Here is a 12,595-nt window from a genome sequence, read left to right as displayed (position 1 = left end):
AGACGAGACTGACGCTCATATGAGGATTCCGTCCAGCTACGCTGACGGGTACGAGGCGGCGCGGGCTGTCGACGCCCGATTGGCGGACGATTTCATCCGCCATACGACCATCGGCGACCCACTTGCCGATCGCGTCGTCGAGGATCTCGCGGCCACTTGTTCCCCCAACCAGGTGCACCCGCTCATCGCTTCGGCCTTGCGGGACCCGTTGCAGTTGCCCGACGGCCTGCCCGACTCCCTCAGGGAGTTGGTGAACGAGGTGTCCGTCATTCCGGACTGGTACGAGCCGGAACTGGCGCAGGCGGCCACACGCGGCTTCATCCGCAATTCGAACATCATTCCGGCAGCTCTGGCCGGAGCCGCGATCGTGGAAGGCTTCTCGACGCTGATCAGCAAGTCCTTCCGGATTCGGGGCCGCATCACTCAGAACGGCGTTCGCCGCCTCCGCCAGAACCTGCTGCACCTGGCCGACCAGTATCTCCCCGGCGGGATGGAACCGGGCGGCGACGGGTGGCGACTGACGCTTCGGATCCGGCTGGTGCACGCGCAGTCGAGGATGCTGCTCAAGGACTCCGACGAATGGAACGCGGCGGCGCACGGCCTGCCGATCAGCGCCGCCAATATCCTGCTCGCCTCAACCACCTTCTCCGCTCGTCTCCTCCAGCATGCCAGGCGCCTCGGCGCCAAGTTCAGCGACATGGAGTGGGAGGGCTACGTCCACGTGTGGAGGTATACCGCGTGGATCATGGGCGTGCCGGAGGCGATTCTCTTCGAGGACTACGACGAGGCGCGCCGCCGATTCGAGATCGGGATGTTGTGCGAGCCCCCCCCGGACGACGATGCCATCATCATGGCGAACAGCATCGTGAACAGCGCTCCGCTCCTGCTGGGCGTGAAGGACCCCAAGGAACGCCGGCCCTTCGCGACCTTCATCTACCAGGTGTGTCGGGAACTGGTCGGAGACGAGCTCGCCGACCAGTTCCTCTTCCCCCCGTCCCGGAGGATCCCGCAGGTCCCGCTGCTGTGGCTGAAGCACCGGCTGCGGAGGGTGGCACTCGAGCGGATTCCGGGATTCCACAGACTCGATTCCGGGTACGACTACATGGAGATGCTCGACATCTCGAACGTGGGCGACTTCGAGCAGTCCTACAGCCTGCCGACCACGGTCCACGACGAAGCGTCGCGGCCCTGGTAGACGCAGCTACCGCCTGACAGGCGCCGCCTACCCCCTGGCGGGCGCCGTTACCGGAAACTGAGGGCGGACTGGTCGCGGCCGCCGACCATGATGAACGCCACGTTCCCCAGGTCGCGGATGTTCTCGTCGGGCCGGCCGTCGATCGCGATGATGTCGGCGAAGCGGCCCGCCTCTACCGTCCCCACTTCATCCTCGATGCCCACGATCTCGGCGTTCAGCCCCGTGGCCGCCGTGATCGCTTCGAGCGGCGTGAACCCGGCGGCGACGAGGTTCTCCATCTCCAGCAGCATGTACCCGTGCATGCTGTCCGTCCCGATGCCAACCTTGACGCCCTTCTCCTTCGAACGGCGGAGCTGTCCGAGGCGGTCCAGCCGCCGCTGTGCCCGGCCCGGGTTCTCTTCGAGGGCCTGCTCGTGCACCTGGCGTCCGCGCTCGAGCCAGTCGCGGATGTCGCCCGCTTCGTTGTCCAGGAAGCCCCACTCGTTGAAGACGCTCTGGTAGCCGATCGTGTACGTGTTCACGAACCCCACGTCGCGACTCGCCATGAGGTCCATCAGTTCCTCGTTGAGGTTCCCGCCATGCTGGATCGAGTTGACTCCGGCCTCGACCGCCAAGCGGATGGACTCGCCGTTCGCGTGCGCCGTAGCCTCGATCCCGAGCCGATGCAGCTCGTTCACGGCCGCGTCGATCTCTTCCTTCGTGTAGTTGCTCTCGCCCGGCGCGTACGGGGTGCCGTTGTTGGGCCCCACCCGCGCGCGGTCGGTGATCGTCAGCTTCATGTGATGCGCCCCCATCTCGTAGTTCTGCCGGACGAACGTGCGCATCTCCCACGGGCCGTTGGTGGTCCGGTACTCCGCCGGGCCGTGGCCGGCGGTGGTCGAGATGAAGTTCCCGCTGGGGTAGATCCGGGGGCCCGGAACGATCCCCTCCTCCACCGCCTGCGAGGCCTGTATGTCGTTGTAGTGGACCTCGCCGACGACGTAGACGCTCGTGACGCCGGACATGAGCTGAACCCGGATGTTCCGGACGATGCGCGCCATCTGCATGGCGTCGTGCTGCTCCATGCCTTCCAGCTGACCCCGCAGCGTGCGAATGTCGGGCCGGATCGAGAGGTGTGCGTGCGCGTCGACGATCCCGGGCATCACGGTGTGTCCGCTCAGGTCGACGACCCGCGCGCCGGCCGGAATCGCGACGGCCGCCGCGTCGCCCACGGCTTCGATCCGCTCGTCACGTACGATGATGACCTGATCTTCGCGCGCCGCTTGGCCCGTGCCGTCGATGAGCCGGCCGGCCCGGATCGCCGTCACCTCCTGGGCCGCCGGGATGTGGGCAGCAACCATCGCGGGGGCGCCGGCGACAGCTATCGCGGGGACGGCGCCGTGCGCCAGGGAAGGGGCGGAGGGAACGAAGGCCGCGGCCAGCACCGCGGTCCGCAGGGTCATCGCTGTCGTTCGCATCGGACGCTCCTCGAGTCGGCGGGTGGTCATCCAGTGGACGGCACCTGCGAAACCTGTTGCCCGCGTCCGGGCGCGGCCAGACGGCCGGAAGCACGCGGCGCGGGGCCGGCGCGGCGCACCGGGTCGGGCTATCGACTCCCCGGCGGGCAGACTACGTTGCCGCCGACCGACACCTCATCTCCCGTCCAGAACGAGCCCGCCGACCTGGATGCGACCTGGATGCCCCGACCGACGATCCCCGGATGATGTCCGATAGCCGTGCATGGCGGACCGTGCTGCTGGCCCTCTTCTTTCTGTCGGGGGTCAGCGGGCTGATCTACCAGATCGCCTGGGTGCGGCAGTCCGTCTTTACGTTCGGGGTCAGCGTCTACGCCTACAGCACGGTCATCGGGGCCTACATGATCGGGCTCGCGCTGGGCAGCTACGCGATGGGCAGGCGCATCGACGCGCACGCGCGGCCCCTGGGCACGTACGCGGCGCTCGAAGTGGGGATCGCGGCCCTCGCCGCGCTGTCGCCCTTCCTGCTCGGGGCGCTGCACTCGATCTACCCGGGGCTCAGCAACGCCCTCCCGGCCGGAGGCTTCTGGCTCACGCTGGGCCGGCTCGTCCTCTCTCTCGCCGTGCTCACGCCGACGACCTTCCTCATCGGGGCCACGTTGCCCGTCATGAGCCGGATTTACGCGACGCACGGCGGGCGCGTCGGGAGCGACGTGGGGCGGCTCTACCTCGTGAACACGGCGGGCGCCGCCCTGGGGTGCGTCCTCACGGGACTCGTCTTCCTCCGGTACATGGGCGCGCGGGAGACGATCTTCCTCGGCGCGGCGATCAACCTGTTCGTCGGGGCGGGTGCGCTCGCGCTCATGCGGCCGGCCCGGGCCCCGCGGCCGACCGGCGCGGCGCACGGGGAGGCCGAGGCGCGGGGGCGAGGGGGGGACGCGACGGATGCGGCGGTCGCCGCCGGACCGGCTGTCGGACCCGCCGAGGCCGCGCTCCCGATCTCGGCCGGGGGGCTGCGCTACGTGGCGATCGCGTACACCATCTCCGGCTTCATCGCGCTCGGCTACGAGGTGGTGTGGGCGCGGACACTCTACATCCACTCCTCGCACGCGGCGTACTCGTTCTCCCTCATGCTCACGGTCTTCCTCGCCGGACTCGCGCTTGGGGGCGCGGGCGGGAGCTGGGTCCTGCGGCGGCGGAGGGCGACGCTGAGGCACTTCGGGGCGATCCAGCTCGCGATCGGACTGCTGGCCGTCCTCATCCTCCACGCCTTCGCTCGACTCCCCGCGCTCCACCTCGACGACTGGTTCGGCGGCTACACGGTCGCCTACGAGTTCCTCATCGCCTTCGTCACGCTCTTTCCTCCCTCCGTCCTTCTCGGGGCGCTGTTCCCCGTCGTCGGGAGCCTGTACACCCGCGAGCGGGCGCAGGCCGTGGGGCTTCGCATCGGCCGCGTGAACGCGTTCAATACGCTGGGAGCCATCGCCGGCTCGCTCGGCGCGGGGTTCGTGCTCGTGCCCCTCCTCGGACTCCGCAACACGACGGTGGCGCTGGCGCTGCTGAACCTCGCGCTCGGAGCCGCGGCGCTTCGCTTCGACCGCGGGGGGCGGCGGGCGCTGCGATTCGCGCCGGCAGGCGCGGTGGCGGCCATGATCGTGGCCGTCGCGGTCCTCCCCACCGGCTTCTATCTCGGCTCGTACTACACGGAGGTCGACCGGCTCATCTTCTACAAGGAGGGCGTGGAGACCACCGTCGCCGTGCTCGAGGTCCCGGAGGACAACTACAAGATCTCCTTCGTCAACGGCCGCGACGAAGTGCCGACGGACCGCGCGAGCATGTCGGCGTTCCGGCTGCTCGGACACCTTCCGCCGCTGCTCCGGCCCGGCGCCCGCAACGCCCTGGTCCTCAGCTTCGGCAACGGGATCGCCACCGGGACCATGAACACGCACGACATCCCCGTCATCGACGCGGTGGATCTCTCTCCCGAGATGATGGAGGCGGCCGCCGTCTACGCCGAGGAGAACTACGACGTGCTCGACAGCGAGCGGCTGCAGCTGCACGTCGAAGACGGGCGGAACTTCCTCCTCCGGACGGAGGCGTCGTACGACATCATCTCGGTGGACGCGACGCACCCCGCGAACGCGAGTTCGTGGGCGCTGTTCACGAGCGAGTTCTACCAGTTGATCGAGCGCCGGCTCGCCGAGGACGGCGTCTTCATGCAGTGGATCCCGATCCACGGCGTTCGCGAAGACGACTATCGCGACATTCTGCGGACCGTCTGGGACATCTTCCCCAACATGGTGCTGTGGTCCACCGGATCCACGCACAGTTACGTCGTCGCCACGCGAGAGCCGATGTCGTCCGTCGTGATGCAGTCGGTGCTAACGCGGGCGGCCGCCAACCCGATGGTCGTCCGGGATCTGGGTCCCCCGGAGGCCATCGCCGGCTACGTGGCGATGGCCGAGGGCGACCTGACGCGCTACATCGGCCGCGGCCCCGTCATCACCGACAACGACGCCTTCTTCATGCCCGCCCGCTAGCGCTTCGGCTCGCGTGAAGGCCGGGAAGCTGACCCCGAGTTGCCGCCGGCTCAAGCGGGGAGAAAGTTGAACGGATGGGCAAGAAACACACGGAAAAGGGTCGAATCGTGCCTACCCCCGTGCGTGTGACGCGCGCGGATGCGGCTCGAGCGAAACTGGCCGAACTCGGCCTTTCGGATACGGATGTGTCGGACGCCGTCGGGTGGGCGCGTAGAGCGAACGACGGATGATGAGAACGGGACATCGCATCCGGGTCTTCGCGGTCCTGCTGACGGGTCTCGCGGCGCCGGTAATCGGCGCGGATGCGCAGGAGATCATCGAACTCCCCGGCGAGGACCGCTGGCTCGAGGCGGATTTCGACGAGATCTACCGGGTCGGTTCCGCGCTCGGAGAGGCGTGGGAGGAGTTCGGCACGATCCGGCGCGTGGGTTTCGACGCCGCCGGGAACCTGTACGTGTTCGACAGTCTCGCGGGACGGATCACGGTCGTGGGTCCGGACGGAGAACTCGTGCGCGAGTTCGGAGGGAGGGGAGAGGGACCGGGCGAATTTCAGCACGCTCAGGACATGGCGGTCATGTCCGATGGCCGCGTGGTGGTCGCCGACATGGGACATCACGCCTACCATATCTTCGGCCCGAGCGGCGAGTTGGAGCGCATGGTGCGAATGGACGGCCCGCCCGGACTGGCGATCATCCGGATGCACTGGCCGGAGCCCGGAGGTCGGTCCCTCATCGTGGATGCGCGGGTCAGGGGCTTCGCCGTGGACTTTCGAGAGACGGACGAGTCCGACTTCACGTTCCCGAAGACCCGGGTGATCGAACGGATCGACCTCACGGGCGCCGACGCGGTGAGGGAAGTCGCCGCCGAGGGCTGGATGCCGCCGCGCTCCGATCCCGAAACCCTGGAAACGGGCGGTGGGCGTCGCATCGTGAGCCTGGAGGGTCCCCGCCGAGAGTTTGAACCGCCGCTCGCAGTGGGCGTGCTCCCCGATGGAAGGCTCGCGTATTCGGATTCGTCGGCCTACGCGATCAAGATCGCGGAGCGGGATGGCGTGGCCAGCCGAATCCTGACGCGGCCCTTCTTGCCCGAGCCCGTCACGGAGCGCATGAAGCGAGCCGAGAAAGACCGGCAACTGAAGGAAGCAGGCGTGAGTTCGGTCAGGCTGATGCCCGGCGGCGTGAGCGGTACTGGACCCGGGTTGGGAGACCGGGCCCGGGAACGGATCGAGTCGCTGGAGTTTTTCGAGGAAGTCCCCGTCGTCCGCAGCGTGCGGACGAGTTGGAACGGAATCATCTGGGTCCGGCGAAGGGGCGAGGAGCCCGTCTCAAGGGGCCCTCTCGACCTCCTCGCACCCGATGGGCGCTACATCGGAAGCTATCCCGCAGACGCGACCGCCATCCCGCACGCGTTCGGCCCGGGCGGGCTCGCCGCGTTCATCGAACGTGATGAACTCGACATTCAGACCGTCGTCGTGAAGCGGCTCCCGCTGCCGGTGAACTGACCGCAGGATTCGAAAACCCGGCGAACGCCCTCAGTACGAGACGCCGGTCGCCCGGCACAGCCAGCGCTGGAACGGGGCGGCGGTGCGGCACAGGGCGGTGAATCTCTCCAGGAAGTCGCCCGACATCAGGTCTTCTTCGCCCAGTTGCACGACGGCGATGAAGTCCTTGCGCCGCAGGTCCTCGATCAGCGGGTGATCCACGGCGAAGCCCTGCGGGGCGCGGACGAGGGAGTCGCCCGAAAGCTCGAAGGTCCCGCGAAAAGCGGGGTCGCGCGAGGCCCGCTTCCAGGCCTGCGGATCCTCGTCGATGGACGCGCGGATCTTGCGGAGCGCCGGCCCGCCGGGGCGCCAGGAGCCGCAACCCGTGAAGCAGTGCCCGGGCTGGATGTGAAGGTAGAAGCCGGGAGCGTGGGCGTCCTTGCCCGCCTCGTGCCGGAACTGGATGCCGGTGTGGGTCTTGTACGGACTCTTGTCCCGGGAGAAACGCGTGTCGCGGTAGATACGGAAGAGCGAGCCGCCGTTCGCCCTCGGGTCGGCGCGAAAGTGGGGACTGATCTCCTCGAGGGGCGTGGAGAAATCGGAGATGAAGCGGAGCGCCGGCTCCTTGACCTCCGCCTCGTACCGCGACTTGTTGGCCAGAAACCACTCGCGGTCGTTGTTCGCGGCCAACTCGCTCAGGAAGCTGAAGGTGTCGGGCGTGAAGTAGGCGGTCATTGCACGGTGGCTCGTCGGCTGGGGAGACGGGTATGATGAGCGGGGCCGATACCTAGGACGTCGGCCCGAACGAAACAAGCCGGGGAATCCCCATCGACCCGACAGGCCATCGACCGGAAAGCCTCCCGCCATGACGCGCACCGAACTCAGCCGGACCATCGACGCCCCGGTCGGAACGGTTTTTTTAACCGTCGCCGACATCTCCAACTTTTCGAAGGCCGTGCCGCACATCGAGCACGTGGAGTTCCTGTCGGAGACAAGGACAGGCGTCGGCGCCCGCTTCCGGGAGACACGGCTCATGGGGAGCAGAAGGGCGACCACGGAGCTGGAGGTGACCGAGTACGTCCAAGACGAGCGGGTTCGCTTCGTGTCCGACGCGGGCGGCACGGTCTGGGACACGACCTTCACCGTCGAACCGGACCCGGATGGCCGCGGGACGCGGCTGGTCATGGTGATGGAGGCGCGGCCTCACAAGCTCCTGGCCAGACTCGCCACGCCGCTCATGAAGAGAGTGATCGCCAGGGCGATTGAAGCCGACCTCGATGCCGTGAAGGCATACGCCGAGGCGGCCGGATAGCGGGAAGAAGGTGACCGACATGCTCGCAAGAGGGAGGCCGACCCGAATCGCTGCCACGCTGCTGGCCGCGTTGGCGGCTTCCGCGGCGCCGGGCGAGGGACTTGCGCAGGAGATCATCGAGCTTCCGGGCGAGGACCGCTGGCTCGAGCCCGACTTCGAGGAGGTCTACCGCGTCGGCGCCGCGCTCGGCGAGGCGTGGCAGGAGTTCGGCACGGTCGGCCGCGTGGGGTTCGACGAGGCCGGGAACCTCCACGTGTTCGACCGCCTGGCCGCGCGGGTCGTCGTCGTGAACCCGAACGGCGATTTCGTTCGCGAATTCGGCCGCAGAGGCGACGGGCCGGGTGAATTCCAGTCGGCCCTGGACATGGTGGTCATGCGCGACGGCAGGGTCGTCGTCGCGGACATGGGACATCGCGCCTACCACATCTTCGCTCCCACCGGGGACCTCGAACGCATGGTACGCATGGGCCGCGTCACGTGGATCCGGAAGATGGACGCCGAGGTTGGTGGAGAGTCTCTCATTCGGGGTGCGATAGTGCTTGGCTCTGCGTTTCGGGCCGTGCCGGGCGAAACCACGATCGCCTTCCCCGACCCACGTACGATCGAACGGATCTCCCTCAGTGGGGATGAGGCGGCGGTGGAGCCCGCAGCCGACGTCTGGGGCCCCGCCTGGACCAGGCTGAGGGAGCACGTCCTCCCCGGGGGGCGGCAGAAAATCATGAGCCGTGGCCCCCGGAGAGGGTTTGAGCCGGAGCTCTTCGCGGGCGTCCTCCCCGGCGGTCGCATCGCGTTCTCGGATTCCTCCGCGTACGCGATAAAGGTCGCGGAACGGGATGAGGGCCGGATCGGTACGATCCTCACCCGGCCCCTCTCACCCGAGCCCGTTACGGAACGTGTGATGCAGGCGGAGAAGGACCGCAGGTTGCGGGACATCGAAGGTCGTCCCGAAGGTTCGGTCTCCCGGTCCGCTGACGGACTGGTGGTATCCGGGACCGGCGGCGGGGCCCAGGAGCGCGAGCAGATCGAGACGCTGGAATTCGCCGAAGAGGTCCCCATCGTGCGAGACCTGCGCACGAGTTGGAACGGCCGCATCTGGGTCCTGCGGCGGGGCGACGAGCCCGTCAGCGACGGCCCCATCGACATCCTTGCCGCGGATGGCCGCTACCTCGGCAGCTACCGCACCGGAGCCACGCCGCTCCCCGACGCGTTCGGCCCGGAAGGGCTGGCCGCCTTCATCGAACGGGACGAACTGGACGTGCAGACCGTAGTCGTGAAGCGTCTGCCGCCGGACGTGAGTTGAGGTCACCGGCGGCGCTGGTATTGGATCGTTTGGAAGCGCGGTGAGAAGACGGCACGCAGGGCTGGCGGTCGGCGCGGTCGCCGTGCTGGTCCTCGCCGTTCCGCTGGAGGTCGCCGGACAGGAGTTGCCCCTCGCGCGGACGGACCAGGGCCGGTGGGCCGAGGTCATCGCGACCTCTCGCGGGAAGCTCGACTCGCTGCGGCGGGCGATGTCCATCCCCGGGCTCTCCATCTCGGTATCGGTGGACCGCCGGGTCGTGTGGTCGGAGGGGATGGGGTACGCGGACCTCGAACTTCGTAGCCCCGCGACGCCGCAGACCCGCTACCGGATCGGGAGCGTCTCCAAGATCCTCACCGCGGCCGGCGCCGCGCTCCTTCACCAGCGGGGCGAACTCGACCTGGATGCACCGGTGCAGGCGTACGTCCCCTCCTTCCCCAACAAGCCCGAGGGGGAGATCACGACGCGGCTCCTGGCGGGACATCTCGCGGGAATCCGGCACTACGTGGACATCGAGGCGGAGTACTACCTCACGCGGCGCTACGAGACGGTGTTCGAGGCGCTCGACCTCTTCCGGGACGACCCGCTCGTCGCGAAGCCCGGGACCGAATGGTCCTATTCGAGTTACGGATTCAACCTCATCAGCGCCGTGATCGCGGCGGCGTCGGGACGGGGCTTCCTGCAGTATCTGGGCGAGGAGGTGTTCGAGCCGCTAGGGATGCTCCACACGGGCGGAGACCACACCGACAGCCTGATCGTGAACCGCGCGCGCCCCTACGACCGCACGCCGGACGGCCGCCTCATCAACGCCCGCCACATCGACAACTCCCACAAGTGGGCCGGGGGCGGCTTCCTCTCCACGACGGAAGATCTGCTGCGCTTCGCCCACGCGCATCTGGAGCCGGGACTGTTCAGCCGGGAGACGCTCGACCTCGTGTGGACCTCCCAGCGCACGGCCTCCGGCGAGGAAATCGGGGTCGGAATCGGCTGGCGCCTAATGCCGCCCTCACGGGTGGGCGGGCGCCGCGCCGTCGGGCACGCGGGCGGCGCGATCGGCGGCAACGCGCTGCTCATCATCTACCCCGACGACGGCGTGGCCGTCGCCGTCGCCGCGAACATCGCCGACATCGGCTATCCGCAGGGCGGCGCACTCGTGTTCGGAGACGCGATCCAGGAGATCGCCGACCTCTTCATCGAGGCCCGCTGAACCGAGTCGTATCTCGCTTGCCGCTGGTGCTAACGGCGTCTGCCGTTGGCGCTAACGGCTTCCGCGGTGGACCAGCGCTGGAACCAGCTGTGCATCATGGCCCACGCCCGGATGTAGTTCGAGGGGCGGTCGTGCAGCCCATGTCGCTCGTCGTTGAGCACCACAAGAGCCGTAGGAATGCCGAGGTATCGCAGCCCGTTGTAGAACTCCTCGGCCTGGTTCGGCGGAGTGTTCTCGTCCTCACCGCCCGCGATCAGCATGGTGGGCGTCGTGACGTCGTCCACGCGCATGATGGGCGAATGTGCGAGGTGTCTCGTCGGATCCTCCCAGAATCGGAAGCTCCAGAACCCGTACCGCGCGCGCTGAGACTCGAACGACAACCAGTTGCTGACGGTGCAGTTGGCGGACGCCGCCGCGAACCTGTCCGTGTGCGAGACGACCCAGCTCGTCAGGATTCCGCCGCCGCTGCACCCGAACACGAACATGTTGTCGGTGTCGACGTATCCGCGCCCGATCACGTCATCCACGCCGTGCATCAGATCCTGGTAGTCGCCCTCGCCCGGGTACCGGTCCGTGATGGCGTCGGCGAATGGAGCCCCGTACCCCGTGCTGCCCCGCGGGTTGGTGTACAACACGACGTATCCCCGGGACGCCAGGTACTGCCAATCGAACCAGTAGTACGTGCTGCCGCCGACAGGTGACGCTCCGAACCCGTACATGGCGTGCGGCCCGCCGTGGATGCCCAGCACGAAAGGATACTGTCTCGACGGATCGAACCCCGGCGGTTTGACGATCCAGCCCTGGATTTCGAGACCGTCGTGCGACGTGTACCAGATCTCCTCGGTCTCCCCGAGCTGCCGGTGGTCCAGCACGTCGGCGTGGATATCGGTGACCTGACGGATATCGGAGGGGCGATCCAGGTCGAAAACCGCGAGATCACCGGCCTCCATGGGGTCCGTCCTGAGAGCCACCATCCGCCCGTCTCGCGACATGCCGTGCGGTTGCAGCAGATGATCGCCTTCCGTGACCGCGCGGGCGCCCTCTCCGCTCACGGGTGCGAAGAATAGGTTGACGGTTCCTCGATCCTGGGCGCCGAAATAGAGACCGCTGTTGTCCGGAGCCCACCACAGACCGTTCGGCGATCGGTCGAGAGCGCCCATGACATCGCGGCCGTTCGATCCGTCGGCGTCCATCACGCGCACCTCGGGATTGACGAACCGGTGGGTCGAATCACGCCACGTGTACGCGACGCGTCGCCCGTCCGGCGACACCGCCGGCGCCCCTGCGCGGCCGCGACCCGAAGTGATGGCGCGCCGCTCCCCGGTCGCCACGTCGATCGAGTAGATGTTCGTTCGCATGGGGAAACCGAAGGCGCCACCGACCTCACCTCCCGAGGCGAAGATCGTCGAGCCATCCGGACTCCAGGCCGGTTGCCCGTAGGAGGCCGGCCCGTCCGTGACCTTCCGCGGCGTGCCTCCCTCGGCGTCGACCACGTGGATGTGCCTGTACTGCCCAGCCGGATACCCGGTGCCGCGGAGTCGCGGGGGCGCCACCCAGTTGGCACCCGGCGGCGGCGATGGCATCTCCAGATCCCAGGGTTCGGGGGGGATCGGCTCGCTCATTGCGAAGGCGATGCTGCGCCCGTCGGGCGACCATGTGATCTGGGAAGGCCCCCGGATCAGGTGGGTGACCTGGGTCGTGCTGGCCTCCGCATCCATCCAGCGCACGAAGATCTGGGGCCCGCGCGGCTCCCCGGGCGCGACGTAGGCGATCCGGGTTCCATCGGGCGACCACGAGACGCCGGTTTCCTTCATCAGAAAACGGTTTCGGGTGCCGTCCGCGTTGACGATCCAGCTCTCGCTTCGCCAACGGTCGTCGATCGCGTCGACCGATTTGCGAGTGTAGATGATCTGCCGGCCATCGGGAGAGATCGCAGAGCTCTCGATCTCCTCCCAGTTGAGAAAGTCATCGAGTGAGAGAAGGGCTCCCGGCGACTGCGCGCCCACACCCGGCGGCAGACCGGCCGCGAGGAGCATCCCGAGTCCGACGAGGGTCAGGGTGGAGTTCCGAGAGGGCATCATTGGTACCTCCATGCGGGCCTGGCGGGAAG

9 protein-coding genes are annotated in these 12,595 nt (G+C 68.0%); 6 read left to right on the top strand and 3 right to left on the bottom strand.

Annotated elements, in window-relative coordinates:
* Nucleotides 1–19: 19 nt before the first annotated feature.
* Entirely contained in the window at nucleotides 20–1,195 is a 1,176-nt protein-coding gene (locus tag RN743_RS03365; protein WP_310776264.1) for an oxygenase MpaB family protein, read from the top strand.
* Between the two features lie 47 nt (nucleotides 1,196–1,242).
* Here RN743_RS03365 and RN743_RS03360 read toward each other — a convergent pair whose 3' ends face one another.
* Nucleotides 1,243–2,652 carry an amidohydrolase family protein gene (locus tag RN743_RS03360; RefSeq protein ID WP_310776262.1) on the bottom strand — a complete coding sequence of 470 codons (1,410 nt, stop codon included), beginning with the start codon at nucleotides 2,650–2,652 and terminating at the stop codon, nucleotides 1,243–1,245.
* A gap of 242 nt (nucleotides 2,653–2,894) precedes the next feature.
* Between RN743_RS03360 and RN743_RS03355 the strand changes: the two genes are divergently transcribed.
* Nucleotides 2,895–5,189: a fused MFS/spermidine synthase gene (locus tag RN743_RS03355; RefSeq protein ID WP_310776260.1), complete on the top strand. Its 2,295-nt coding sequence runs from the start codon at nucleotides 2,895–2,897 to the stop codon at nucleotides 5,187–5,189.
* Nucleotides 5,190–5,415: 226 nt separating this feature from the next.
* Nucleotides 5,416–6,690, top strand: coding sequence for a hypothetical protein (locus RN743_RS03350; RefSeq protein ID WP_310776257.1), 1,275 nt, complete (start codon nucleotides 5,416–5,418; stop codon nucleotides 6,688–6,690).
* 30 nt (nucleotides 6,691–6,720) lie between these two features.
* Here RN743_RS03350 and RN743_RS03345 read toward each other — a convergent pair whose 3' ends face one another.
* Nucleotides 6,721–7,404 (bottom strand): DUF2461 domain-containing protein, encoded by a 684-nt coding sequence (locus tag RN743_RS03345; RefSeq protein WP_310776255.1) that lies wholly within the window; start codon nucleotides 7,402–7,404, stop codon nucleotides 6,721–6,723.
* Between the two features lie 130 nt (nucleotides 7,405–7,534).
* On the opposite strand from RN743_RS03345, the gene RN743_RS03340 reads away from it, so the two are divergent.
* From RN743_RS03340 to RN743_RS03330, 3 genes are read left to right on the top strand one after another with little or no spacing between them, the layout of a single operon-like run.
* Nucleotides 7,535–7,981, top strand: coding sequence for an SRPBCC family protein (locus RN743_RS03340; protein WP_310776253.1), 447 nt, complete (start codon nucleotides 7,535–7,537; stop codon nucleotides 7,979–7,981).
* A gap of 19 nt (nucleotides 7,982–8,000) precedes the next feature.
* Nucleotides 8,001–9,281 (top strand): 6-bladed beta-propeller, encoded by a 1,281-nt coding sequence (locus tag RN743_RS03335; protein WP_310776251.1) that lies wholly within the window; start codon nucleotides 8,001–8,003, stop codon nucleotides 9,279–9,281.
* Nucleotides 9,282–9,321: 40 nt separating this feature from the next.
* On the top strand, nucleotides 9,322–10,485 hold the full coding sequence (locus RN743_RS03330) for a serine hydrolase domain-containing protein (RefSeq protein WP_310776250.1): 1,164 nt from the start codon (nucleotides 9,322–9,324) through the stop codon (nucleotides 10,483–10,485).
* 29 nt (nucleotides 10,486–10,514) lie between these two features.
* On the opposite strand, the gene RN743_RS03325 is transcribed toward RN743_RS03330, so the two are convergent.
* Complete coding sequence (locus tag RN743_RS03325) at nucleotides 10,515–12,566, bottom strand: S9 family peptidase (protein WP_310776248.1); 2,052 nt, start codon at nucleotides 12,564–12,566, stop codon at nucleotides 10,515–10,517.
* Nucleotides 12,567–12,595 lie beyond the last annotated feature (29 nt).

The organism is Candidatus Palauibacter scopulicola (assembly GCF_947581915.1).
Taxonomy (GTDB): Bacteria; Gemmatimonadota; Gemmatimonadetes; order Palauibacterales; family Palauibacteraceae; genus Palauibacter; species Palauibacter scopulicola.
The sequence above is the reverse complement of the archived record's forward strand: the minus strand, read 5'-3'. Positions and strand labels throughout refer to the sequence as shown.

What these genes read in the sequence shown, in the direction of transcription:
- RN743_RS03345 (WP_310776255.1), bottom strand. Translation starts at nt 7,404, where the DNA reads ATGACCGCCTACTTCACGCCCGACACCTTCAGCTTCCTGAGCGAGTTG.
- RN743_RS03360 (WP_310776262.1), bottom strand. Translation starts at nt 2,652, where the DNA reads ATGCGAACGACAGCGATGACCCTGCGGACCGCGGTGCTGGCCGCGGCC.
- RN743_RS03340 (WP_310776253.1), top strand. Translation starts at nt 7,535, where the DNA reads ATGACGCGCACCGAACTCAGCCGGACCATCGACGCCCCGGTCGGAACG.
- RN743_RS03350 (WP_310776257.1), top strand. Translation starts at nt 5,416, where the DNA reads ATGATGAGAACGGGACATCGCATCCGGGTCTTCGCGGTCCTGCTGACG.
- RN743_RS03365 (WP_310776264.1), top strand. Translation starts at nt 20, where the DNA reads ATGAGGATTCCGTCCAGCTACGCTGACGGGTACGAGGCGGCGCGGGCT.
- RN743_RS03335 (WP_310776251.1), top strand. Translation starts at nt 8,001, where the DNA reads ATGCTCGCAAGAGGGAGGCCGACCCGAATCGCTGCCACGCTGCTGGCC.
- RN743_RS03325 (WP_310776248.1), bottom strand. Translation starts at nt 12,566, where the DNA reads ATGATGCCCTCTCGGAACTCCACCCTGACCCTCGTCGGACTCGGGATG.
- RN743_RS03355 (WP_310776260.1), top strand. Translation starts at nt 2,895, where the DNA reads ATGATGTCCGATAGCCGTGCATGGCGGACCGTGCTGCTGGCCCTCTTC.